Source organism: Labrys monachus (assembly GCF_030814655.1).
GTDB classification, from domain to species: domain Bacteria; phylum Pseudomonadota; class Alphaproteobacteria; order Rhizobiales; family Labraceae; genus Labrys; species Labrys monacha.
Genome location: NZ_JAUSVK010000001.1, coordinates 4,526,273 through 4,548,509, shown reverse-complemented (window position 1 = coordinate 4,548,509; position 22,237 = coordinate 4,526,273). Strand labels below are relative to the sequence as shown.

General features: G+C 68.4%; 24 protein-coding genes. 14 read left to right on the top strand and 10 right to left on the bottom strand.

The annotated features are described in order from the left end of the window. Positions 1-14: 14 nt before the first annotated feature. Genes J3R73_RS20810 through J3R73_RS20800 form a run of 3 tightly spaced genes read right to left on the bottom strand, consistent with a single transcriptional unit; the run spans position 15 to position 2,427 of the window. Complete coding sequence (locus J3R73_RS20810) at positions 15-1,406, bottom strand: acetyl-CoA carboxylase biotin carboxylase subunit (RefSeq protein WP_307431285.1); 1,392 nt, start codon at positions 1,404-1,406, stop codon at positions 15-17. Positions 1,407-1,408: 2 nt separating this feature from the next. After that, positions 1,409-1,654, bottom strand: a complete 246-nt coding sequence (locus tag J3R73_RS20805) for an acetyl-CoA carboxylase (protein ID WP_307431283.1) — start codon at positions 1,652-1,654, stop codon at positions 1,409-1,411. A gap of 32 nt (positions 1,655-1,686) precedes the next feature. Continuing rightward, positions 1,687-2,427 carry a LamB/YcsF family protein gene (locus tag J3R73_RS20800; protein ID WP_307431279.1) on the bottom strand — a complete coding sequence of 247 codons (741 nt, stop codon included), beginning with the start codon at positions 2,425-2,427 and terminating at the stop codon, positions 1,687-1,689. A gap of 308 nt (positions 2,428-2,735) precedes the next feature. On the opposite strand from J3R73_RS20800, the gene J3R73_RS20795 reads away from it, so the two are divergent. Beyond that, entirely contained in the window at positions 2,736-3,050 is a 315-nt protein-coding gene (locus tag J3R73_RS20795; protein ID WP_307431276.1) for a hypothetical protein, read from the top strand. Position 3,051: 1 nt separating this feature from the next. Here J3R73_RS20795 and J3R73_RS20790 read toward each other — a convergent pair whose 3' ends face one another. The 6 genes from J3R73_RS20790 to J3R73_RS20765 all read right to left on the bottom strand — a co-directional run bounded on the left by J3R73_RS20790 (position 3,052) and on the right by J3R73_RS20765 (position 7,903). Continuing rightward, positions 3,052-3,342 (bottom strand): hypothetical protein, encoded by a 291-nt coding sequence (locus tag J3R73_RS20790; RefSeq protein ID WP_307431273.1) that lies wholly within the window; start codon positions 3,340-3,342, stop codon positions 3,052-3,054. A 135-nt stretch (positions 3,343-3,477) separates the two neighbouring features. Further along, positions 3,478-4,140, bottom strand: a complete 663-nt coding sequence (locus J3R73_RS20785) for a TenA family protein (RefSeq protein WP_307431270.1) — start codon at positions 4,138-4,140, stop codon at positions 3,478-3,480. Further along, entirely contained in the window at positions 4,134-5,039 is a 906-nt protein-coding gene (locus J3R73_RS20780) for a ribokinase (RefSeq protein ID WP_307431267.1), read from the bottom strand. The genes J3R73_RS20785 and J3R73_RS20780 overlap by 7 nt, the downstream gene beginning before the upstream one ends. Position 5,040: 1 nt before the next feature. Next, positions 5,041-5,823, bottom strand: coding sequence for an ATP-binding cassette domain-containing protein (locus J3R73_RS20775; RefSeq protein ID WP_307431264.1), 783 nt, complete (start codon positions 5,821-5,823; stop codon positions 5,041-5,043). Then, entirely contained in the window at positions 5,820-6,857 is a 1,038-nt protein-coding gene (locus J3R73_RS20770) for an ABC transporter permease (RefSeq protein WP_307431261.1), read from the bottom strand. The genes J3R73_RS20775 and J3R73_RS20770 overlap by 4 nt, the downstream gene beginning before the upstream one ends. An 83-nt stretch (positions 6,858-6,940) precedes the next feature. After that, positions 6,941-7,903: a substrate-binding domain-containing protein gene (locus J3R73_RS20765; RefSeq protein WP_307431258.1), complete on the bottom strand. Its 963-nt coding sequence runs from the start codon at positions 7,901-7,903 to the stop codon at positions 6,941-6,943. Between the two features lie 162 nt (positions 7,904-8,065). Here J3R73_RS20765 and J3R73_RS20760 point away from each other — a divergent pair, with 162 nt between their 5' ends. From J3R73_RS20760 to J3R73_RS20745, 4 genes are all read left to right on the top strand, one after another. Then, positions 8,066-8,908 carry a BtpA/SgcQ family protein gene (locus J3R73_RS20760; protein WP_307431255.1) on the top strand — a complete coding sequence of 281 codons (843 nt, stop codon included), beginning with the start codon at positions 8,066-8,068 and terminating at the stop codon, positions 8,906-8,908. Between the two features lie 55 nt (positions 8,909-8,963). After that, complete coding sequence (locus J3R73_RS20755; RefSeq protein WP_307431252.1) at positions 8,964-9,809, top strand: phytanoyl-CoA dioxygenase family protein; 846 nt, start codon at positions 8,964-8,966, stop codon at positions 9,807-9,809. Positions 9,810-9,969: 160 nt separating this feature from the next. Then, positions 9,970-11,001: a LacI family DNA-binding transcriptional regulator gene (locus J3R73_RS20750; protein ID WP_307431248.1), complete on the top strand. Its 1,032-nt coding sequence runs from the start codon at positions 9,970-9,972 to the stop codon at positions 10,999-11,001. Positions 11,002-11,268: 267 nt separating this feature from the next. Further along, a complete protein-coding gene (locus J3R73_RS20745; RefSeq protein ID WP_307431245.1) occupies positions 11,269-12,081 on the top strand; it encodes a class I SAM-dependent methyltransferase in 813 nt (270 codons plus the stop codon). 130 nt (positions 12,082-12,211) lie between these two features. Here J3R73_RS20745 and J3R73_RS20740 read toward each other — a convergent pair whose 3' ends face one another. Beyond that, a complete protein-coding gene (locus tag J3R73_RS20740; protein ID WP_307431242.1) occupies positions 12,212-13,015 on the bottom strand; it encodes a GntR family transcriptional regulator in 804 nt (267 codons plus the stop codon). A 317-nt stretch (positions 13,016-13,332) separates the two neighbouring features. Here J3R73_RS20740 and J3R73_RS20735 point away from each other — a divergent pair, with 317 nt between their 5' ends. The 9 genes from J3R73_RS20735 to J3R73_RS20695 all read left to right on the top strand — a co-directional run bounded on the left by J3R73_RS20735 (position 13,333) and on the right by J3R73_RS20695 (position 22,228). Beyond that, a complete protein-coding gene (locus J3R73_RS20735) occupies positions 13,333-14,856 on the top strand; it encodes an aldehyde dehydrogenase family protein (protein WP_307431239.1) in 1,524 nt (507 codons plus the stop codon). Positions 14,857-14,867: 11 nt separating this feature from the next. Further along, positions 14,868-15,701, top strand: a complete 834-nt coding sequence (locus J3R73_RS20730) for an ABC transporter ATP-binding protein (protein ID WP_307431236.1) — start codon at positions 14,868-14,870, stop codon at positions 15,699-15,701. Continuing rightward, entirely contained in the window at positions 15,694-16,515 is an 822-nt protein-coding gene (locus J3R73_RS20725) for an ABC transporter permease (protein ID WP_307431233.1), read from the top strand. The genes J3R73_RS20730 and J3R73_RS20725 overlap by 8 nt, the downstream gene beginning before the upstream one ends. A gap of 65 nt (positions 16,516-16,580) precedes the next feature. Then, a complete protein-coding gene (locus J3R73_RS20720; protein ID WP_307431231.1) occupies positions 16,581-17,612 on the top strand; it encodes an ABC transporter substrate-binding protein in 1,032 nt (343 codons plus the stop codon). A 73-nt stretch (positions 17,613-17,685) separates the two neighbouring features. Beyond that, the gene (locus J3R73_RS20715; RefSeq protein ID WP_307431228.1) at positions 17,686-18,615 is read left to right on the top strand and encodes an ABC transporter substrate-binding protein; all 930 of its coding nucleotides are present in this window, start codon (positions 17,686-17,688) and stop codon (positions 18,613-18,615) included. Beyond that, positions 18,609-19,760 carry an NAD(P)/FAD-dependent oxidoreductase gene (locus tag J3R73_RS20710; protein WP_307431225.1) on the top strand — a complete coding sequence of 384 codons (1,152 nt, stop codon included), beginning with the start codon at positions 18,609-18,611 and terminating at the stop codon, positions 19,758-19,760. The genes J3R73_RS20715 and J3R73_RS20710 overlap by 7 nt, the downstream gene beginning before the upstream one ends. A 20-nt stretch (positions 19,761-19,780) precedes the next feature. Next, entirely contained in the window at positions 19,781-20,017 is a 237-nt protein-coding gene (locus J3R73_RS20705) for a (2Fe-2S)-binding protein (RefSeq protein ID WP_307431221.1), read from the top strand. Then, entirely contained in the window at positions 20,014-21,423 is a 1,410-nt protein-coding gene (locus J3R73_RS20700; protein WP_307431219.1) for an FAD/NAD(P)-dependent oxidoreductase, read from the top strand. Before J3R73_RS20705 ends, J3R73_RS20700 begins: the two co-directional genes overlap by 4 nt. 25 nt (positions 21,424-21,448) lie before the next feature. Beyond that, positions 21,449-22,228: an SDR family oxidoreductase gene (locus J3R73_RS20695; protein WP_307431216.1), complete on the top strand. Its 780-nt coding sequence runs from the start codon at positions 21,449-21,451 to the stop codon at positions 22,226-22,228. Positions 22,229-22,237: the final 9 nt, after the last annotated feature.

Sequence of the window (22,237 nt, the reverse complement as noted above, 5' to 3'; positions counted from 1 at the left end):
GATCGAGCTTTCCTTCAGGCAGTGAGGGGCAGGGGGGAACCCTGTTCGGGCGTCAGCGGATTTGTTTCGAGCCAGCCTTCCAGCCAGCGGGTATGCACGTCGCCGGCCTGGATCTGCGGATCGCCGGCGAGCGCGCGATGCAGCGCCGCCGTGGTCGGCACGCCCTCGACCTTCAATTCGTCCAGCGCCCGCGCCAGGCGCCGGAGGGCGGCGGGGCGGTCGGTGTCCCAGACGATCAGCTTGCCGAGCAGGGAATCGTAGAAGGGCGGCACGCTGTAGCCCTGATAGAGCATGGTGTCGAAGCGCACGCCCATGCCGCCGGGCACGGAGAGCGCGGAGATGGTGCCCGGCGCCGGCCTGAACCCCATCGCCGGGTCCTCGGCGTTGATGCGCACCTCGATGGCGTGGCCGCCGAGGCGGACCTGATCCTGGGAGAGCGACAGCTTCTCCCCGCCCGCCACGCGGATCATCTCGCGGACGAGATCGATGCCGGTGATCATCTCCGACACCGGATGCTCGACCTGGATGCGGGTGTTCATCTCGATGAAGAAGAAGTCGCCGCGATCGGCGTCGTAGAGATATTCCAGCGTGCCGGCGCCGCGATAGGACACGGATTTGGCCAGCCGCACCGCCGACGCGCAGAGCTCCTCGCGGACGGCGGGGGACAGGCAGGCGGCGGGCGCCTCCTCCCATACCTTCTGGCGATGGCGCTGCAGCGAGCATTCGCGCTCATAGGCATGGATGACGTTCTCGCCGTCGCCGAGGATCTGCACCTCGACATGGCGGGCGCGCGGCACGAAGCGCTCGAGATAGAGGCCGCCGTCGCCGAAGGCGGCCAGCGCCTCGGCGCTCGCCTGGGGAATGAGCCGATCGAGATCGGCGGGCGAGGCGGCGACGCGGATGCCGCGCCCGCCGCCGCCGGCCGAGGCCTTGATCATCACGGGATAGCCGATGGATTCGGCGATGCGCAGGGCCTCGCCGGGGTCCTCGATGCGGCCCTCGCTGCCCGGCACCGTCGGTACGCCGGCCCGGGCCGCCATGATGCGGGCGGTCGCCTTGTCGCCCATGGCGCGGATGGTCTCCGCCTTCGGACCGATGAAGACGAGGCCCGCGTCCTCGACCATGCCGGCGAAGTCCGCATTCTCCGACAGGAAGCCGTAGCCCGGATGCACCGCGTCGCAGCCATGCTCGATGGCCGCCTTCAGCATGGCGTCCTTGTTGAGGTAGGATTTCTTGGCATGGGCCGGACCGACCGGCACCGCGGTGTCGGCGAGGCGGACGGCGAGCATGTCCCGGTCCGCCGCGCTGTAGGCCTGGACGGTGCCGATCCCCAATTCCCTGGCGGCCCTGATGATGCGGACGGCGATCTCTCCGCGATTGGCGACGAAGATCCTGCGGATCGTCATGGTCAGCCTTCGTCGAGATCGTAGAGCGGCTGGCCGGCCATGACGGCATCCTCATTGTCGACATGGAAGGCGACGAGGGTGCCGGCTTCCTCGGCGACCACGGGGGAGAAGGTCTTCATCACCTCGATGAGGCCGATGGTGTCGCCGGCCGCCACTTTGTCCCCTTCGGTCTTGAAGGGGGGCTTGTCCGGGGCGGAAGAGCGGTAGAAGGTTCCTGGAAGGGGAGCCTGGATGGTCTTGATGGCCATTTTTGCCTGTTTCGGTTGAGGTGCCGGTCGCTTCAATGCGTGGGCGCGGATGATATGCCTTCCGCTAGCAATGTCTCATGCAAAACTCTGGCCACCTGGTCAGCGCCCGGCGTATCGGAATGGATGCAGATCGTATCCGCCCGGACGCGGATGTCCCTGCCGCCGGTCGAGCTGACCAGCCCCTCGCGGATGGCGCGCAGGCAGCGCCGGGCGGCAAGGTCGGGATCGACGGGCGGATGCTCGCGGGTGATGATCAGCGCGCCGTCATCGGCATAATCGAGATCGGCGTAGAATTCGGGAATGAAGGCGTGGCCGCGTTCGGGATAGACGGTGGCGTGCAGCGTGTCGATCATGCCGATCAGCGGCACCTTGAAGATGTCGGCGGCATCGCAGATCGCATGGGCGATATCGGGCTGGCGCGCCGCCATGCCGTAGAGCGAGCCATGCGGCTTGATGTGGTTGAGCGTCATGCCCTCGGCGTCGAGAAAGCCCTTGAGGGCGCCGATCTGGTAGATCAGGCAATTGGCGAGCTCTTCGCGGCCGATCTTCATCTCGCGCCGGCCAAAGCCCTGGAGGTCGGGAAGCGAGGGATGCGCGCCCACCCGCACACCGTGGCTCTTGGCCAGCCGGACCGTCGTGCGCATGTGATTGAAGTCGGAGCCGTGGAAGCCGCAGGCCACATTCGCGATATGGATGGAGGGCATGATGCCGGCATCGTCGCCCAGGCGCCAGATGCCGAAGCTTTCGCCCATGTCGCAATTGATGAGCACCATGGTGTGGCCGTCTCCCTCTCGCATACGTCTCGAACCTAGAGTTGCAAGCCGTCATCCTATTGTAAAATCGGAAATTAGATTACGCGATATCACGAATTCCGATATCCGGTGCGATGTCGGTCGCCCGGCCGGATTGCCCGCCGCCTCCTGGAAGACGCCGTGTTTCCTGATAGAATATTGGCCGGGATGGGCCGGCATGCCGGCAGCGGCGATCGCATTCGAGGGACGAATCCGCTCGGCGAACCGGCGGGGCAGGGGCCGCCCCCCGTATCCATCCCGGAGGCCGAGCTTTCCTGACGGAGGTTGCGATGAAGGACCGCGCTGCAAATTTCCTCGCCAGTCTGCGATTCGAGGAGCCGCCCGCGCCGATGACGGCGCCGCTCCGCGCCATCTGGCATGGGCTGCGGGGGGAATGGGACTCGGCGCACGAGATCGTCCAGGCCGGGAGCGACCAGGACAGCGCCTGGGTGCATGCCTGGCTTCACCGGGTCGAGGGCGACCTGTCGAACGCACGCTACTGGTATGGCCGCGCGCAGAAGCAGATGCCGGCCGGTACGACGGGGGAGGAGGGCGAGGCGATCGCCGCTGCTCTTCTTCAGACAGGCGTCGAGACCGCCCCCTGACCTATTGGGGTGCCTGCTGCGGCGGCACGTCCTCCGGGCGGATGACGGGCGTGTCGCCCTGCCGGGGAGGCTGCTTTTCCATCCCGTGGTCCATCGTCGACGGCGGCTTGAGAACGCCGTCGCAGCGGGTGATCTTGTCCGTGTTCTGCGCCGGCGCCTGCGTCCCGTTGCCGGGATCGGCCTGGCAGGGGGCGGACGGCGAAGACGGGGCGTTCTTTTCCTGCGCGGCAACGGCCGTCGCAAACGGTGCGGCGGCCAGAATTGCGACGACGAGCCAGGATCCTGCCTTCATGACGATCGCTCCAAATTCGACGAGGGGGTGTCGTGGTCGAATGAGGCGAGGGCGGCTTTGGTTCCGTGGCAGGCGGAAGCAGGCGCGCGCGGCGGCCGTCGGGAGGGTTTCGGGCTCCGGCCCCCCCGATCCCCGTCAGGGCGCCGCCGAATAGGGCGCCGAGTGGAAATCGATCTCGAATTTGAGGGCGTTCCGGAACACCTTCGAAATGCGCTTGCGCGCCGCCTTGTCGAGGCTGCGGCCGGCGGCATCGAGCTGGTCCTTGAGCCATCGGGCCTGCGCGGCGAAGGCTTCGTCGGTGTGGAGCGCGACCCAGCGGCGCAGAACCGGCTCCGAGATCGGCTGCGCGATGACGCGCCGGCTCCAGTGCCAATACATCCATTCCGCCGCGAACATCGCCGCGACGCCGTCGACATAGGCGCCATGGGCGGCGAAGGAGAGCATGCCCTGCTGGAAGGACAGCACCGGCATCGGCAGGTCGAGTGTCGCCGGATCGGCATAGGGGATGCCGAGCGCTTCGAAGGTCTCGCGGAAATAGGCGATCTGTTCCTCGGACAGGGCCTTCAGCACCTGGATGAGCTTGTGCTGCTCGGCGAGGCCCGGCGATTTGACCAGGAGATGGCCGAAGATCGAGATCGCCGTCTCGACGAAGGCGTTCTCATAGACGAGGTAGCGGCGAAACACGGCGGGATCGAGCCGGTCCGCCTCGATGTCCGCCACGAAGCGGTGATGCTGCATAGCCTCCCAGACATCGGCGTTCGCCTGCAGGATCTCATCGGAAAGAAGCTGTTCTAGCATGCATGTTTCTCGCAGAGGGCCGCACATTCGGCCCTGGTTGGAAAGGAGGTCTGCGTGCCCTTGCGGGTCACGGTGAGCGAGGCGGCCTCGACGGCGAGGGCGAGCGCGTCCCGGAAGGAGGCGCCCCGCGTCAGCGCGGCGGCGAGCGCCCCGCACAGGGTATCGCCGGCCCCGACGGCGTCGATCGCCTCGACGGGGGGCGCCGGCACTCGCGTGGCGCCGCCTTCCTCCATCAGCACGGCGCCGTCCGCGCCCAGCGTCACGATCACGCGCGGCACGCCGGCGGCCCGGAGCGAGGCGCCGCCCGCCAGCGGATCGTCATGCCGGCCGAAGACCGTCGCCTCGATCCGGTTGAGCACGGCGACGTCGACGAGCGGCAGCAGCGCCTCGTAGCCGGGCTGGATCGGCGCGGGATTGAGCATCGTCGTCATGCCGGCCCGGCGGCCGGCGGCGAGGGCGGCCCGCGTCGTCTCCACCGTGAGATTGCCCTGCATGAGCAGGATGTCGCCGGGCGCGGCATGGCGCCGGAGGGTCTCCTCGGCCCAGGCCGGGCTCGCCTCGCGCGCCGCCCCATGGGTGCTGACGATGCTGTTCTCGCCGTCGGCGGAGACCCAGATCACCGATTGGTCGGTGGGTGCCTCGACGCGCAGCAGCGCGGCCGGCGACAGGCCCTCCGCCGCCAGGCGCTCGCAGGCCCAGTCGCCGTCGCGGTCGAGGCCGATCGGGGCGGCCAGCAGGCTCTCGACGCCGAAGCGCGAGGCGACCACGGCCTGGTTGGCGCCCTTGCCGCCGAGATCGACGGTCTTCCCGTCGGCGAGGACGGTCTCGCCGATGCGGGGCAGGCTCGGAACGGCGAAGGACAGGTCCACCGTGCAATTGCCGACGACGATGACCTTCATGTCACGTTCCAACGCCCGACGGGTCGGCCTTCGCCTTCCGGACGTCGGTGCCGGAAACGATCATCCTGACGATCTCGTCGGCGTCGGTGTCGCCGACGTCGCGCGTGGCGATGACGTGGCCGTGCTTCATGACGACGAAGCGGTCCCCCACTGCGAAGACGTCCTCGAGCCGGTGGCTGATCAGGATGACCGCCACCCCCTGCTGCTTGAGCCGGGCGATGGTGTCCCGAACCTTGGCGATGGCGGGGGCGCCGAGATTGGCGGTGGGTTCGTCCATGATGACGAGCTTGGCGTCGAAGCCGATGGCGCGGGCGATGGCGACCGCCTGCTGCTGGCCGCCGGAGAGCTCCCGGACCGGGCTGGAGACGGAGGGGACCCGCAGGCCGAGGCTGGTGAAGAGCGCCTTGGCGCGCTGGTCCATCCGCCGCCGCTGCAGGATGCGCAGGAAGGGCACGGCGCTCAGGACCTCGCGGCCGAGGAAGATGTTCTGCGTCACCGTCAGCGCCGGCACCAGGGCGTAGTCCTGGTAGATCATCTCGATGCCGGCCGCGCGGGCGTCATGGGGGCCGTGAAAGGCGACGGCGGCGCCGTTGACCTCGATCGTGCCGCCGTCCGGCCGGTGGGCGCCGCTCAGCACCTTCATCAAGGTCGACTTGCCGGCCGCATTGTCGCCGACGAGGCCGAGAACCTCGCCCGGGCCGACGCTGAGGCCGACATGCGACAAGGCGCGGACGGCGCCGAAATTCTTGGAGATGTTCTCCATCCGGATGAGAGGCGTCGTCATTCGTCGCTCGCGGAAATCCGCGCCCATTGTTCCACGCGTTTGTTCATGATGGTGTTGAGTAGGACGGCCGCGACGAGCACGATGCCGGTGACGACCTGGACCCAGTAGGGATTGACGTCGAGCAGGTTCAGCCCGTTGCGGATGAAGCTGATGAACAGGGCCCCGACGATGGTCCCCAGCACGGTCGCCGAGCCGCCGAACAGGCTGGTGCCGCCCAGCACCACCGCCGATATCACGTCGAGTTCCAGTCCGATGCCGGCATTGGGCGAGCCGTTGGAAAGCCGCGCCGCGACGATGATGCCGCCCAGCGCCGCGAGCCCGCCCGAGATCGCGTAGACGAGGATCTTCAGCCGGCCGTTCGGAAGCCCCATGACGCGCGCCGCTTCCTCGCGCCCGCCGAGCGCGAGGGCATGGATGCCGAACTGGGTGCGGTTGAGCGCGAACATGCCGACCGCCGCGACGACGGCGGCGATCAGGATCGGCACGTCGACGCCGGCGAGGCTGCCTCGCCCGATCCACAGGACGAACGGATCGGTGATCGGCTTGGCGTAGCCGTTGCTGTAGACGAAGGCGAGGCCCCGGATGGAGACGAGGCCGGCGAGCGTGGCGATGAACGGGGGAATGCCGAGCCGGACCAGGAAGCCGTTGATCACGCCGAGGCCGGCGCCGACGCCGAGCACGCCCAGGATCGCCAGGCCGGGGGGAACGCCGTCGGCGAGCCAGGCGGTCGCCAGGCAGGAGACCAGCGCGACGATCGAGCCGACCGAGAGGTCGATGCCGCCCGTCGCCATCACGAAGGTCGCGCCCACGCCCATGACGATGATCGGCGACGTCTGCTTGGCGACGTTGAGGAGGTTGAGGCCGGTGAGGAAATAGTCCGAGGAGAAGGACATGGCGACCAGCCAGATCACCAGCCCGATGAAGGTGCCGTAGCGGACCGCCCACACGGCGAAGCGCCGGGCCCTGAGGTCGAGGCCTGACGGCCGGGCCGCGGCCCGATCCGGTTTGGTTGCTTGATAGGCCTTCGCTTCCATCGATATGCCTTCGAAGAATTGCACGAGGCGAGCTGCGCCTTGCCGCGGATGCCGCCGGCCAGGGCCGGCGGCACGCCGGGCGATCAGCGGTTCTGTTCGAGATTGTCGTGCGTGATGATGGTCGGATTATAGGTGTAGCGCGCCGGGATCGGCTCGCCCTTCAGCTTCTGCATGAGGAAGCGCACGGCCATCTCGCCGCCGACCTGGGGCTTCTGCATGACGAAGCCGATGATCCGGCCGTCCTGCAGCGGCTTGACGAAGGGTTCGGGCACGTCGTCCCACCCGAAGAACGCGATCTGCCGTCCCTGGGACTGGGCGGCGGCCAGGGCGCCCTGCAGCTGCGGGTCGCCGGTGGCGTAGATCACGTTGATCTCGGGATGGGCCGTCAGCATGTTCTCGGCGGCGGCCTGCGCCTGTTCCAGGATGTTGCGCCCGTCGCCGGTGGCGACGACGGTGGCGTGGGGGACGTCCTTGAGGGCTTCGAGGAAGCCGTCCCGCCGCGCCAGCTGCACTTCGGAGGAGGCGAGCATGACGCCGATCTTGGCGGTGCCGCCCATCTTGCCGATGATGTAGCCGGAAACGAACTGGCCGAATTCGCGCGAGGCGTCGAACTGCGGAATGCCGAGCTGCACGACGACATAGGGGCTCTTGATCGGCGTATCGAGCGCTGCAATCGGAATGCCCGCCTTGCCGGCCTCCTCGATGGGACCGGCGAGCGCCGTCGATTCGATGGGGTCGATGATGATGGCGCTCGCCTTGCGGGCGATGCAGTCCTCGAAGTCGCTGACCTGCTTGCCGGTATCGGCCTGCGGATCATGCACGATGAGGTCGGCGCCGAGTTCCTGCGCAGCCTTCTTGGCGCCGCCGACGCCCAGCTGGAAATATTCGACCTGCAGGCTGAAGGTGACGTAGCAGATCGTCGGCCGGTCGGCCGCCGATGCCGCGCCGGCATGGCCCGCCAGACCCGCGGCGCCGAGGAGCACGAGGCATGCCCGTCTCAGCAAGGCGCTCCTCGCAAATATACGTTTCACAGGCGTGCGTTTCATGATCAACCTCCCGGATCAAAGCCAAACCTTGAGCTGACTAAGGGTGGACACACCGAAAATTCGATATCAAGGCCAAAAATGGAGCAACTTGCGAATATTTTCGACATTGACTCGTTTTGTAAAGCGTTTTACTAAATGCCTTTATCAATTTTGAGGACTGCCATGAGTCTGTCGATATCGCAAAATCGGGGGAACGCTATTCTTCGAGCGTTTGGAAAGACGAAAGTTGCGATCGGCGTGGTTCACTGTCCCGCCTTTCCGGGCGCGCCCGGCTTCGAGGGCGGCCCGGTCGAGCCCGTCTATGATCGCGCCCTGCGCGATGCGGAGGCCTATGTCCGCGGCGGCATCGACGGGCTCATCATCGAGAACCATGGCGACATCCCCTTCCTCAAGCCCGGCGAGATCGGTCCCGAGACGGCCGCCGCCATGGCGGTGGTGACGGAAAGGGTGCGGCGCGCCTTCGACGTTCCCATCGGCATCAACGTGCTCGCCAATGCCGCCATTCCGGCCCTTGCGGTGGCCAAGGCGGCGGGCGCGGCGTTCGTGCGGGTCAACCAGTGGGCGAACGCCTATGTCGCCAATGAGGGCTTCATCGAGGGTGAGGCGGCCAGGGTCCTGCGCTACCGCGCCGCGATCGGCGCCAAGGACGTGATGATCTTCGCCGACACCCATGTGAAGCACGGGGCGCATGCCATCGTGGCGGACCGTTCGGTCGCCGAACTGACCCGGGACGTCGAATTCTTCGGCGCCGACGCCGTGATCGCGACCGGGCAGCGCACGGGCGATCCGGTCGATTTCGACGAGCTCGCGATGATCGGGCGGTCGACCGGGCTGGCCCTGCTGGTCGGGAGCGGCGTCACCGACGGCAATATCGAGGGCATCTTCAGGCATGCCGACGGCGTCATCATCGGCAGCTTCCTGAAGGCCGGCGGCGTGTGGTGGGACCCCGTCGACCAGGCCAAGGTGTCGGCGTTCATGCGGCAGGTCGCAGCGTTGCGCGCATAGGTTCGGGGGCCGGCGTGCCGCGTCCGCAACGGCTTGTCCGAGGAGGAGCAGATCCATGGATGGTTTCGAAGTCACCGACGAGCAGGCCCGGCATTTCCGCCAGGAGGGATATGTCCTCTTCGAGAATGCCGTCCCGGCCGAACTGATCGAGATGCTCAGGAACGAGTGCGCCTATTTCGTCCGCCGCGAGGATGAGAAGATGGACAGGCTCGGCGTCGACCAACTCGGCATCACCCATCGCAACAAGCGCTATCACGCCGCCTTCGCGGTCCGGGACAGGCCGGGCCTCGGCTCTTATCTGTTCGGCGAGGTGCTGAAGAAGGTGTGCGAGGCGCTGGTCGGGCCGGATGCCTACCTCTTCTTCGACGGCTTCGTCGTGAAGGGGGCCGAGGGCGGCATGAAGCTCGCCTGGCACCAGGACTCCGGCTACGTCAATGCCGTCGACGGCGACATCGACCATAAGCCCTACATCACCGTCTGGTGCCCCCTGGACGACGTCACCGAGGAGAACGGCACCATCTACATCCTGCCGACCAGCGAGGCCGGCATCAGGACCTGGGTCCGCCACGAATTCGATCCGCCCTCGAATGACTGGGTCGGCTATTTCGGCCCCGCCAAGGGCGTGCCGGTGATCGCCAAGGCCGGCACGCTCGCGGTGTTCAGCAGCCTGACCATGCATTCGAGCGGCGCCAATCTCACGCCGCGGCTGCGCCGCGCCTATATCGCGCAATATTCGCCCGAGCCCGTCCTCACCGCGGACAAGACGATGCTGTGGGGCAATGCGATGCCCTTTCTCCGCGGCGGTGCGGAGGTCGTGGGCGAGCCTGTACCGAATCTCCCCTATCGGATAGACCGGCTCACGCATGGCAATGAGCAACTCTCCGAACGGGCCGAGGCCTGAAGCAAGCCGCTCCCGGGAGCCGGGCCGGGCGCAAGCCCGCCGGCTTCGCCGCGAGGCCGGGCTGGCTCCCCTTCAGGAATTCGTCCCGAGGACCGGAGGCGGCGGGAGCGATGGGCCCGAAGTGGGATTGCGCCGCACGCTTTGGTCGAGGTGAGGGGACGTGGCGGCTCGGCTGATCGACGTTGCACGGCTTGCCGGTCTCTCGGTGACCGCCGTCTCGCGCCACCTCAACGGGCGCATCAAACTGCCCGACGATACCGTGGCGATGATCGAGGACGCGGTCCGCGAACTCGGCTACCAGCCCAATCCCCACGCCCGCAGCCTGAGCCGCGGGCGCTCGGATACCGTCGGCCTGGTCATTCCCGACATCGGCAATCCCTATTTCGCCAAGCTCGCCGCGTCGGTCGAGCAGGCGGCCCATAAGCGCGGCCTGGCCCTGCTCCTGTGCGTCACCCTCAATCGCCGGGATCGCGAGCAGGAATATCTGCGCCGGCTGGCGACCAACTATCTCGACGGCCTGATCTTCGTGACCAACCATCCCAATGACGGGTCGCTGGCGGACCTCATCAACCAGACCAATCGGCGGGTGGTGATCCTCGACGAGGACATCGAGGGCGCGCGCGGCGCCAAGATCTTCAGCGACAACGCCCAGGCCGGCTATCTCGCGACGAAGCACTTGATCGAGGCCGGCCATCGGCGGATCGCCATCCTCTCCGGGCCCGAACACATGATGAGTTCGCGCGACCGGCTGGCCGGATGCCGGAAGGCCGTCGCCGAATCCGGGGTGGAGGCCGAACTGACGGCTCTCCTCTATGGCGAATATTCGCCCGGCCATGGCCGCCGGGCCGCGCAGGCGCTGCTCGACAGGAGCGACGGAACCACGGCGCTGATCTTCGCCAGCGACGAGATCGCCATCGGCGCGATCGAATTGCTGCAGGAGAGGGGCGTGCGGGTGCCCGAGGACATGTCGCTGATCGGCGGCGACGACGTCGCGCCCTTCCATCTTCTCAGCCCGCCCCTCACCAGCATCCGCCTGCCGGTGGATGCCATGGGACAGCGGGGCATGGCCTTGCTCATCGCCGGCCTGAACAAGAAATCGACCAAGGCGACGGTCGAGCACCTGCCCGTCGAACTCGTCATCCGCCGCTCCGTGGCCGCGCCGAGAGCGGCGAAGCCGCCGGGCAGGGCGTGACGATGGAGGGGCGATCACCGATCGCCCGTCTTGGAGCCGCTACGTCTGCCGGAAAGGAAGAGGTCGATCGGTGATCGACCCTCCGACCGCGAGCCTGGCGCATGTGCGGCTCCCTGATGGCGTTCCGGCCGCGCCGGCGGGACAGGGCCGCTTTTCTGCCATGCCCCGCTTGTTTCCAGCCTCCGTTGCTGCATTGTCGCGGTTCGGCCCGCGTGTCGAAGGCCTTGCGCGGGCGGATGTCCCAACCCCGGCCAGGCGGTGCCTCCCATGAACAGGTCGAGCGCGTTCACCGATTTCGAGCGGGCGGTCCACGACCGCATCGCGCCCGGCTACCACGCCGCCTTCACCCCGGTGACGGAACGGGCCCATCCTTTCCTCCTGACCGGTGCCGCCGTCGGGGCGGGAGACCGCGTGCTCGACGTCGCGACCGGGCCGGGGCTGCTGGCGGCCAGGGCGGCCGGGCTCGGCGCGGTGGCGACGGGCGTCGATCTTTCGCCCCGCATGGTCGAGCTCGCGGCGAACCTCCACCCGCAGGCGGCCTTCCGCGTCGCCGACGCCGAGGCCTTGCCCTTCGGCGACGGCTCGTTCGACGTCGTCCTCTGCAATTTCGGCATCGGCCATTTTCCCGCGCCCGAAAAGGCCTTCGCGGAGTTCGCGCGCGTCCTCGCCCCTGGGGGACGCCTCGCAGTGTCGTGGTGGGAGGGGCCGGCCCGCTCGCGCATCAACGGGCTGTTCTTCGAGGTGCTGCAGGAGGAGGGCATTCCCATCCCGGACAGCCTGCCGCCGGGGCCGGGTGCCTTCCATTTTTCCGATGACGACGTCCTCCGCGCCGCGTTCGCGGACGCCGGCTTTCGTGACGTCTCGATCGTCGGCCATGCGGACATCCACGATCTGCCCGACTTCGACGCGCTCTGGTCCCTGGCGCGGAACAGCTTCGCACGTCTGGGCACGATCATCGCCGGCCTCGGCGAGGAGGAGCGCGAGCGCTTCCGCCGTGCCGCGGCGGCGAAGGCCGCCGCCTATGGAGGGTCCCGGCTCTCCGTCCCCATCGCGTTCAAGATCGCCGCCGGCACGGCCTGAACGGGCGGGCGGCACCGCTCGCGGCGTTCGTTCGAGCCCTGCAAAGGGAGAGGAAGCCGGCCTCATCGATGAGGACCCCGGGCGAGGGCGGCGCGTCGCGCCGGCGGTTTTCCGGCTGGACGATCGAAGCTCAGTCGGCCGCCTGGGTGTGGCTTTCCAGGATATGGAGGACGTCGCTCAGATTGTCTCCGAGCAGATTGACATGGGCCGACATCAGCGAAGCCGCCTTGGCCCCGTCTCCCTGGAAGATGGCCGTCATGATTTCTTCGTGTTCGGGAATGGAGGACACCATCCGGCCCGGGCGGAAGGTCGCGTAATAGCGATAGGGGGCGACCAGCAGACGCGCGTTGCGAAGCTGGTCCTGCAGGATGCGGTTGCGGCTCGCCTTGATGATGGCGCTGTGAAAATCCGTATTGGCGAGGAAGAAGGCCTCCTCGTCGCCATCCGCGCAATGGCGGGCGCATTCCTCGTGCAGGGCGCGAAGCACCTCGCGCTCTTCGGGACGGATGCGGCGGGCCGCCAGCCGGGCGGCCATTCCCTCGAGCTCCGCGACCACGAAGAAGGCGTCGAGGAGATCGCTGACCTGGAGGCGCACGATCTGCGCGCCCTGCCGGCCGCCGAGGCCGACCAGCCCGCTCGCCGACAGGCGATGGAGCGCTTCGCGGACGGGCGTGCGCGAGACGCCGAAGCGCTCGGCCAGGGCGCGCTCGTCGAGCTTGGTGCCCGGCGGCAGCCGGCCCTGCAGGATCTCCGCCTCAAGCTTCGCGACGATCTCGTTGGCGTGGCTGGCGGCGGATCGGGACGCGGCGCCGCGACCCGTCGCATTCGGCGAGGCGCCAGGCGATGTCATCGCCTGCGCGGCCGGCTGCGAGGCGCGCGCGTCCTTGCCGGAGCGCTTGGCCGCCGTCGGCGTGGCGTGATCGGCCTCGCTCATTCATCTACCTCGCTGCTTCAGCCGGATGCACCGGGCGGCGTTGCCGTAAGCCAGACTACCACCCCGCGCCGTTACAACGCCCCTGCTCGTTTCGCAACGAGACAAGTCTTCTCGGCACATCGCAAAGCGGGTTGTGTCCACAGAAGCCATGGTTGTCGCATAACCGGGAGCGATATTGGTGTACAAAATATAGGCCTTTGGTGCACCGAATTTGTGCTCCCGGCATATTGAGGCGCGACGGGCACTCGGTATAGCCTCCATGTCACTTCGCTGCGGTCGACGCGTTGCGGCGCCCGGGCGAAGGGCAGGAGTTCTCGATGCAGCACGCAGACGCCATCCCTGAGCCGCCCGGTGCGGCATGGCCGGACGGGCACATCCATTATGGCGGCGCCTGGCGGAAGGCGGCGGGCGAGGGGCGGCTCTCCGTCGTCAGCCCGGCGACCGGGGCCGGGCTCGGCACCGTGCCGATCGCCGACGAGGCCGACGTCGCCTCGGCGACGAACGCGGCCCAGGCGGCGTCCGAACGCTGGAGGTTCGTCGATCCGCTCGACCGCGGGCGGCATCTGCGCGCCCTTGCCGACTGCCTGCGCCGGAAAATGCCGGAGCTGGCCGAACTGGAGGCCGCGATCACCGGGCGGCCCATTCGCGAAATGCGGGCCCAGATGGGCAGGATCCCGGAATGGCTCGACTATTTCGGCGGCATCGCGGCCGGGCTCGAAGGCGAATCCAACCGGGTTCGGGGCGGCTTCCTCACCTATACCGCCTATGAGCCCCACGGCGTCTGTGCGCTGCTGACGCCGTGGAACCATCCCATCCTCATCCTGGTGAAGAAGCTCGCGGCCGCGCTGGCCGCCGGCAATGCGGTGGTCGTCAAGCCGTCGGAGCTCGCGCCGGTGACGCCGCTCCTGCTGGCGCAATGGGCGACGGAGGCCGGCCTGCCGGAAGGGCTCGTGAATGTCGTGACCGGCGACGGCCGCACGGGGGCGCTGCTCTGCGCGTCGCCGCAGGTGCAGCATATCGACCTCACCGGCGGCACCGCCACCGGCCGCATCGTTGCCGCGGCGGCGGCCCAGCGTCTCGTCCCCTGCACGCTGGAACTGGGCGGAAAGACGCCCGTCCTCGTCTTCGAGGATGCGGATGTCGAGGAGGCGGCGGCCGCCGCCGTGTTCTCGGCCTTCGTGGCCGCGGGCCAGACCTGCGTTTCCGCCAGCCGCTTTCTCGTCGCCTCCGATATCCATGACGCTTTCCTGGCGGCTTTCGCCCGTCGCGCGGAGGCCCTGCGGGTCGGCGATCCCGCCCTGGCCGAGACCGACATGGGGCCGGTCATCACGCCGTTATCGCGCGATCGCTGCCTGGCCTTTGCCGCCGAGGCCGTGGCGCAGGGCGCGCGCCTCGTCTGCGGCGGCGCCAGGCCGGATCTCGCCGCGCCTTTCGACCGCGGCAATTTCGTCGAGCCGACGATTCTCGCCGATGTGACGCCGGCCATGTCGCTCTTCCGCGAGGAGGTCTTCGGTCCCGTGGCGGCGGTGAGCCGGTTCGAGACGGAGGAGCAGGCGCTGCGGCTCGCCAACGACACGCCCTTCGCCCTCGGCGCTGCCGTATGGACCGGCAATGTCGCCCGGGCCCATCGCGTCGCGGGGGCCGTCAGGGCCGGAATCGTCTGGATCAACGATCACCACAAGAACGATCCGCGCTCGATCTGGGGCGGCTACGCCAACAGCGGCTACGGCAAGGAAAACGGCTGGGATGCGCTCAAGAGCTACCAGCGCAAGCGCAGCGTCGTCGTGCGCACGGCGCCGAAATTCGACGACTGGTTCGGCGGAGGCCAGCGCTACGGATGATGCAGCCAGCCATGACACAGACCCAGCAAGCGCCCGACCCGAAGATCGCCGCGACCGCCTCGCCGGTGCTGGTCGATTTCCAATCGGTCGGCGTGAAGTTCAAGGCGACCGGCGGGCATGGCGACGTGCTCGCCCTCGACGATGTTTCGCTCACCCTCGCCGAGGGCGAATTCGTCTCGCTGGTCGGCCCGTCGGGCTGCGGCAAGAGCACGCTCCTGCGTGTCGCCGCCGATCTCCTCGCGCCCTCGTCCGGCCGGGCGACGGTCGCGGGACAGAGCCCGAAGGCGGCCCGCCTGCGGCGCGACATCGGCTTCGTGTTCCAGGATTCCGCTTTGCTCGAATGGCGCACCATCCTGGCGAATGTGATGCTGCCGCTGGAGCTGCAGGGCGTGCGCCACGCCGAGCGCGAGAAGCGGGCGCTGGAGCTGATCCGCCTCGTCGGCCTTGCCGGCTTCGAGCGGGCCTATCCGCGCCAGCTCTCGGGCGGCATGCGCCAGCGCGCCTCGATCGCGCGCGCCATGTCGACGGCGCCGAAGGTGCTGCTGATGGACGAGCCTTTCGGCGCGCTCGACCAGATCACCCGCGACCGGCTCAACATGGAGCTGCTGGAACTCTCGCAGCGCCAGCGCATGACCGTCCTCTTCGTCACGCACTCGATCCGCGAGGCGATCCTGCTTTCCGACCGGGTCGTCGTGATGTCGCCCCGGCCCGGGCGGATCCGCTCGATCCTCGCAATCGATCTCGCCCGCCCGAGGCATCTGGCGGTGCGCAACGACCCCAAATTCATCGCGCTCGCGCAGGAAGGCCTGGCTGAGCTCGAAGGAGGCTTCGAAGCCCATGGTTAGCATCGTGTCCGAAGGCTCGGAGCAAACCGCGTGGAAAAGCAGGATCGCGGCGTTCGCGACCGCCGCATGGCCGGCGCTCCTGACCTTCGTCGTCGTCGTCGCGGCGTGGGAATGGGCCATCGCGGCCTGGCAGGTGCCGTCCTACCTCATGCCGGCGCCGAGCGGCATCTGGCAGGCCATCTGGTTCAACCACGGCTCCATCTTCAGCCAGGCCGCCATCACCGGCGGCGAGGCGATCGTGGGCTTCGTGATCGGTTCCGTCCTCGGCGCGCTGCTCGGCATCGCCTTTGCCTATTCGACCATCATGAGCCGGGCCTTGCTCCCCTATGTCATCGCCGCCAACACCATTCCCGTCGTGGGTATCGCCCCCATCATCATCCTCTGGCTCGGCAACGGCGTCTCCTCGAAGATCGCCGTCACCGCGCTGCTCTCCTTCTTTCCCCTCGCCCTCAACATGATGAAGGGCCTGCAATCCTATGACCGCACGATCATGGACGTGTTCCACGTCGCCGCCGCCTCTTCCTGGCAGCGCTTCCTGAAGATGCGCCTGCCCAGCGCTCTGCCCTATGTCTTCGTCGGCCTGAAGCTGAACGTCACCTTCTCGGTCATCGGGGCCATCGTCGCCGAATTCGTGCAGGCCGATCGCGGGCTCGGCTTCGTGATCATGTCGTCCTACAAGAACCTCAACATGCCCCGGCTCTGGGCCGCCATGGCCGTCTCGGCCGTGATGGGCGTGATCCTCTTCGCCGTGGTGGCCCGGCTCGAGCGCATTGCCATCCCGTGGCACAGCTCGATGCGCGACCCGTCCCTGTGACGGCCGGGACGAACGATCAATCAAACGCAAGAAACGCATTCCATCCAAACCGACAGGGGAACACGATGTCTCTCAGATTGCCTGGCCTAGTCGCCGCTGCCGCCGCCTTTGCCGCCCTCGCGGCATCTCCGGCCGCGGCGGAGGATACACTCCGCCTCGAATGGATCATCCAGGGCCAGTTCGCCGGCGAGCTGATCGCCCTCGACAAGGGCTATTACAAGGCCGCCGGCGCCGACATCAAGCTCCTGCCGGCCGGCAGCGACATCAAGCCGGCCGTCACCGTCGCCCAGGGCAGCGACACCTTCGGCATCGGCCATCCCAACCAGGTGATCATGGCCCGCTCCCATGGCGCACCGCTGGTGATGATCTCGCAGCACGGCCAGAAGAGCGCCCAGGTCTATATCGCCCGCAAGGATGCCGGCATCACCAAGCTCGCCGACGTCCGCGGCAAGAAGATCGGCTCTTGGTTCGGCGGCGACGAAGCCGAGTTCATGGCGATGCTGAACACGCTGAAGATGACGCCGGACGACGTCCAGCTGCAGCCGCAGCAGGACAACCCCGTTCCCCAGCTGATCTCAGGCCAGCTCGACGTCATCGAGGCCGTGCGTTACGCGCCGGCCGATCTTGCCGTGCTCTTCACCAAGTTCAAGCCGGAGGATCTGACCTATCTCTATCCCGAGGATGCGGGCGTGGCCCTGGTGAACACCGGCCTGTTCACCTCCGAGAAGACGATCGCCGAGCGCCCCGAACTGGTGCAGGCCGTCGTCGATGCGACGCTGCAGGGGTGGAAGGAAGCGCTCGACGATCCGGAGGCGGCGGCCAAGGTCGTGGTCAAGTACAATCCCGAGCTGAAGGTCGAGGATCAGGTCGCCATGATCAAGGCGATGGGCGACATGTTCTGCGCCGGTCCGACGCTGGAGGGAAAATTCGGCCAATCCACCCCGGAGGAATGGCAGACGGTGCAGACGGTGCTGCTGAGCTACGGCAAGACCAACCCGGACGGCCTTCACGATCCGGTCGACCTGTCGAAGGCCTACACCAACGTCTTCTGGGACAAGGCCCCGGCCGCCTCCAAGACCATCAAATGCAGCAAATAAACGAGGCGGCCGCGAGGCGCCGTGTTCACGGCATCTCGCGGCCTCTCGCGAGAGAAAGCCTTGCGGCGACAGAATGAAGAACATCCGTATCCGCCTCCTCTGGCATCCCCAGGCGCAATTCGCGGGCTATCTGCTCGCCCAGCATGACAGGCTGGGCGAAGCCCGTGGCATCGCCGTCGAATGTGTTCCGCTGGATTTCGGCACCGGCCCGATCGAGGCGCTGCTCGCCGGCGATGTCGCCATGGCCGTCGCGAGCCCCGCCCATATGCTCGAAAGCGGGCATGCGGACGAACTGGTCATGCTGCTCGCCATCCAGCAGGCGAGCGCGCTCGTCTATCCCGCGCGCATCTCGGCCGGGATCCATGGGGTCGCCGACCTCGCGGGAAAGCGCATCGGCGTCTGGCCGGGGCGCGAGGACCTCGAACTGCGCTGGTTTCTCCACCGCAGCGGCATCGAAGCCGGCCGCTACCAGTGCATCGCCATGAACGACACGGTCGCGGGCCTCCTCGACGGCACGGTCGATTGCGCCCAGATGACGGTGTATCACGAGATCCATCATCTCGAGGAGGAGGCCGGCTCGCTGGCCGATTTCTCGATCTTCCGGGCGAGCGAGGCCGACGCATCCCTCCTCAAGGACGGCCTGATCGCCCGGCGCGACTGGGTCGAGGCCCATCCGGCCGAAACGCAGGCCGTGATCGACACCGTGCTGGAAGGCTGGACGCTTGCCTTCACGGATCCCGATGCCGCCGTCTCGCTCTGCGCGCGGCTGCGGCCCGACATGGCCCCGGCGGAACATCGGCGCCAGCTCGGCGACATCCGCGCCCTGGCGATGACGGGCGCGACCCTGCGCGAAGGGCTTGGCTTTCCTGATCCCCTCCATATGCGGCGCGCCCTGCAGGCCATGGCCGATGTCGAGCATCCCTACGAGAAAGACACCACATCGCTGGTCGACGGCCGGTTCTGGACCGGGGCGCCGGCGGCGCTGAGGAGTTCGTCGTGGTGAGCCGGACCGAGGTGCTGGTGGTGGGGGCAGGGGTCGTCGGCGCCGCGATCGCGCATGCGGTCGCCGCGCGCGGGCGCAAAGTCCATGTGATCGAGCAGAACACGCCCGCCAGCGCCGTTTCCGGCGCGAGTCTCGCCTGCATCGGCACCCATATGATGGATGAGGACGAGCTGCCTCTGCTGAAATGGTCCTGCGATGCCTGGGCGGCGCTCGCGGCGCGGTCGCCGACCTTCGAATATCGGCGCTGCGGGCAGATACGCTTCATCGCGCAGGCGGACGAGTTCGCCTCGGCCCGGCATTGGACGGAGATGGAGACCCGGCACGGCCTTCGTCCCGTCCTCGTCGAGCCGGACGAGGTGCGGCGCATCGAGCCGCTGCTGCAGGGCGCCATCCTGGGCGCGACCTGGTCGCCGGACGATGCGGTGGTGAATCCCTTCCTCGCCGTGCGGACGCTGCTGGCCCTCGCCCGCGCAGGCGGGGCGAGCGTGGAAAGCGGGACGACGGTGACGGCGCTCCGCAGCGGCGACAAGGGCGTCAGCGGCGTCGAGACATCCCGGGGACGCATCGAGGCGGAGCACGTCGTCATCGCCGGCGGGCCGTGGACGGCGCGGCTCGCCGCGACCGCCGGCGTCCACCTTCCCATCGTGCCGCGCAAGGCCCAATGCCTGGCGACCGTGTCGCGGCCGCCCTCCATCCGCACCGTGGTCGGCGCCTGCAAGGCCGAAGGAGGCGTCGATGCCGGCTATACCCAGATCCAGCAGGCCGGGAGCGGCCAGATCCTCTTCAACACCGTCCTCGAAGGCGGCACGAGCGGCGCCGGCAATCCCGATCGCATCGACGAGGTCGACCGCATCTTCGTGCGGGATTCGGTGGCGACGCTGCTGCGCCTCTTCCCCTCGCTCGCCAAGGTCGAGCTGCTGCGCTCCTGGGTTCGCTTCGAGGCGGTCACCCCGGATGATCGCTTCGTCATCGGACCGGCCGGCCCGGACGGCCTCCTGATCGCCGCGGGCGACGGCGGCACGGGCTTCATCCGGGCCCCGGCGATCGGCAGGCTGATCGCCGACTTCATCGCGCAGGCCGAGCCTGCGTTCAGGACCGACATCTATTCCCCCGCCCGTTTCCAGCCCGCGGCAGGCCACGCATGACCCCGGAGGCCGCTCCCCTCGTGACCGTGATCATAGACGGCAGCCCGGTCGAGGCTCCCGCCGGCATGCCGATCGGCGCGCTCCTGCACGCCCGGGATGCCACGCTGCGCCTTACCGGCGACGGGCGGCGGCGCGGGCTCTTCTGCGGCATGGGCCTGTGCTTCGACTGCCTGGTCTTGGTCGATGGCCGGGAGGCGGTGCGCGCCTGCATCACGCCCGCCGCCGACGGCATGCGCATCGTCACGGGCCGGCCATGAAACGCATCCGCACCGACATCGCCGTCATCGGCGCCGGGCCGGCCGGCCTGTCCGCCGCGCTCGCCGCGGCCCGCGCCGGGGCGAAGGTCGATATTCTCGACGCGGGCGCGCAGCCGGGCGGACAATATTGGATGCAGGATCTCTCCACGCATCGCCGCGACAGCGGGCAGAGCGGGGAGGGGATCCGCGCCGCCGCCGCCGCGGCGGCCGCCGGCGTTTCGATCCACAGCCGGGCCGAGGTCTGGGCCGCCTTTCCCGATCGCCGCATCTGCGCCCTGCAGGACGGAGAGCCGCTGGAGCTGATCCCGCGTGCCGTGGTGATCGCCACCGGCGCGCAGGACCGCGTGATGCCGTTCCCCGGCTGGACGCTGCCCGGGGTGATGACCCCCGGCGCCGGCCAGAGGCTGGCCAAGCTCGGCGGCACGCCGCCCGGCCGGCGCGTCGCGCTCGCGGGGAGCGGCCCTTTCCTGCTGGCGGTGGCGGCGAGCCTGCAGCGGATTGGCGCCGGCCCCCGGGCGATCGTCGAAGCCCGGCGGACGCAATGGGCGCAGATCGCTCATCTGCTGCGCCATCCCGACCGCTGGCGCGAAGCGGCGCGGCTGCTCGAAGCCCTGCGCAGGATCCCGTCGCGCCATTTCGGCTGGGGCGTCGTCGAGGCGCTCGGCGGCGACAGGGTCGAGGCGATCCGCATCGCGCCGTTCGACGCGGCCGGCCGGATCGACGCGGCGGGCTCGATGATCCTGCCCGATATCGATGCCCTGCTCGTCGGCTGGGGCTTTCGCCCCTCCGTCGAGATTTCGGGCCTGCTGCGCTGCCGGCACGCCTTCGACGAAGCCGCGGGCGGATGGCATTGCGTGGCGGATCCGGCAACCGGCGCGACATCGGTGGCGGGCGTCTTCGCCGCCGGCGAGACGACGGGCCTCGCGGGCTTCCATCCCGCGCGCCTGTCGGGCGACCTCGCCGGCCGGGCGGCCGCCGCCGGCCTCGGCCTGAAGCCGGCGCCGCCGGCCGCAGGCGGGGTCGCGGCGCTCGCCCGCTACAGGGCTTTCGCCTCGGGCCTCAACGCGCTTTTCCGTCCGCCGCCCGGCATTGCCGAGCTGATCGATGCGGATACGATCATCTGCCGCTGCGAGGATGCCACCGCTGGCGAGATCCTGCAGGCCTGCCGGGAAGGCGCCATCGACGTGCAGGGCGCAAAGCGCTGGACGCGGGCCGGCATGGGGCGCTGCCAGGGGCGCATCTGCGGCTGGGCCATAGCGCATCTGGCGAGCCGGGCGACCGGCGGCTCCCTCGAGGAGGCGGGCTTCAATCCGCCCCGCATTCCGCTTCGTCCCGTTCCCCTCGATACCGTCCTTGCCTGCCTGGGCGACCCCTCGGCATGCGGCGGACCACGCGATTTTCAATGAACAACGGCAAATTGGAGACTTGATCATGGACCTTGGATTGGCGGGCAAGCGAGTGCTGGTCACCGGTGCCTCGCAGGGAATTGGCTCGGGATTGGCCAGGGCCTTCGCGTCCGAGGGATGCCATGTCGAGCTCACGGCGCGCAGCGCCGACAAGCTCCAGGCGATCGAGCGCGAGATCCGGGCGGCAGGCGGCACGGCAGGCGTGCATCCGCTCGATCTCGCCCAGCCGGGTGCGGCGCAGGCCCTTGCCGAGGCCGTCGGCGACGTCGATATCCTCATCAACAATGCCGGCGTCATTCCGAGCGGCTCGCTGTTCGACATCGACGAGGCCCGATGGCGCGCGGGCTGGGAGCTCAAGGTCTACGGCTACATCAATCTCTGCCGCCTCTATTATCCGCGCATGAAGGCGCAGGGCGGCGGCGTCATCCTCAACAATATCGGCAATGGCGGCGAGATCGCCGACCCCCAATACATCGCCGGGGCCATGGGCAATGCCAGCCTGATGGCGTTCACGCGCGCCATCGGCGGCACCAGCCTCAACGACAATATCCGCGTCGTCGGCGTCAATCCCGGGCCGGTGGATACCGACCGCATCTACGCCATGCTGCGCAAGCGTGCCCGCGACATGTTCGGAGACGAGGAGCGCTATCGCGAGCTGGAAGCGCTCTATCCCCTCAAGCGCCCGGCGAAGGTGCACGAGGTCGTCGATCTCTTCCTCTTCCTCGCCTCCTACCGTTCCGGCTACACCAGCGGCACCATCATGACCGTTGACGGCGGCATCGCCTCGCGCCGCTCGATCGTCTGACGAGGGCGG

What these genes read in the sequence shown, in the direction of transcription:
- J3R73_RS20810 (WP_307431285.1), bottom strand. Translation starts at nt 1,406, where the DNA reads ATGACGATCCGCAGGATCTTCGTCGCCAATCGCGGAGAGATCGCCGTC.
- J3R73_RS20805 (WP_307431283.1), bottom strand. Translation starts at nt 1,654, where the DNA reads ATGGCCATCAAGACCATCCAGGCTCCCCTTCCAGGAACCTTCTACCGC.
- J3R73_RS20800 (WP_307431279.1), bottom strand. Translation starts at nt 2,427, where the DNA reads ATGGTGCTCATCAATTGCGACATGGGCGAAAGCTTCGGCATCTGGCGC.
- J3R73_RS20795 (WP_307431276.1), top strand. Translation starts at nt 2,736, where the DNA reads ATGAAGGACCGCGCTGCAAATTTCCTCGCCAGTCTGCGATTCGAGGAG.
- J3R73_RS20790 (WP_307431273.1), bottom strand. Translation starts at nt 3,342, where the DNA reads ATGAAGGCAGGATCCTGGCTCGTCGTCGCAATTCTGGCCGCCGCACCG.
- J3R73_RS20785 (WP_307431270.1), bottom strand. Translation starts at nt 4,140, where the DNA reads ATGCTAGAACAGCTTCTTTCCGATGAGATCCTGCAGGCGAACGCCGAT.
- J3R73_RS20780 (WP_307431267.1), bottom strand. Translation starts at nt 5,039, where the DNA reads ATGAAGGTCATCGTCGTCGGCAATTGCACGGTGGACCTGTCCTTCGCC.
- J3R73_RS20775 (WP_307431264.1), bottom strand. Translation starts at nt 5,823, where the DNA reads ATGACGACGCCTCTCATCCGGATGGAGAACATCTCCAAGAATTTCGGC.
- J3R73_RS20770 (WP_307431261.1), bottom strand. Translation starts at nt 6,857, where the DNA reads ATGGAAGCGAAGGCCTATCAAGCAACCAAACCGGATCGGGCCGCGGCC.
- J3R73_RS20765 (WP_307431258.1), bottom strand. Translation starts at nt 7,903, where the DNA reads ATGAAACGCACGCCTGTGAAACGTATATTTGCGAGGAGCGCCTTGCTG.
- J3R73_RS20760 (WP_307431255.1), top strand. Translation starts at nt 8,066, where the DNA reads ATGAGTCTGTCGATATCGCAAAATCGGGGGAACGCTATTCTTCGAGCG.
- J3R73_RS20755 (WP_307431252.1), top strand. Translation starts at nt 8,964, where the DNA reads ATGGATGGTTTCGAAGTCACCGACGAGCAGGCCCGGCATTTCCGCCAG.
- J3R73_RS20745 (WP_307431245.1), top strand. Translation starts at nt 11,269, where the DNA reads ATGAACAGGTCGAGCGCGTTCACCGATTTCGAGCGGGCGGTCCACGAC.
- J3R73_RS20740 (WP_307431242.1), bottom strand. Translation starts at nt 13,015, where the DNA reads ATGAGCGAGGCCGATCACGCCACGCCGACGGCGGCCAAGCGCTCCGGC.
- J3R73_RS20735 (WP_307431239.1), top strand. Translation starts at nt 13,333, where the DNA reads ATGCAGCACGCAGACGCCATCCCTGAGCCGCCCGGTGCGGCATGGCCG.
- J3R73_RS20730 (WP_307431236.1), top strand. Translation starts at nt 14,868, where the DNA reads ATGACACAGACCCAGCAAGCGCCCGACCCGAAGATCGCCGCGACCGCC.
- J3R73_RS20725 (WP_307431233.1), top strand. Translation starts at nt 15,694, where the DNA reads ATGGTTAGCATCGTGTCCGAAGGCTCGGAGCAAACCGCGTGGAAAAGC.
- J3R73_RS20720 (WP_307431231.1), top strand. Translation starts at nt 16,581, where the DNA reads ATGTCTCTCAGATTGCCTGGCCTAGTCGCCGCTGCCGCCGCCTTTGCC.
- J3R73_RS20715 (WP_307431228.1), top strand. Translation starts at nt 17,686, where the DNA reads ATGAAGAACATCCGTATCCGCCTCCTCTGGCATCCCCAGGCGCAATTC.
- J3R73_RS20700 (WP_307431219.1), top strand. Translation starts at nt 20,014, where the DNA reads ATGAAACGCATCCGCACCGACATCGCCGTCATCGGCGCCGGGCCGGCC.
- J3R73_RS20695 (WP_307431216.1), top strand. Translation starts at nt 21,449, where the DNA reads ATGGACCTTGGATTGGCGGGCAAGCGAGTGCTGGTCACCGGTGCCTCG.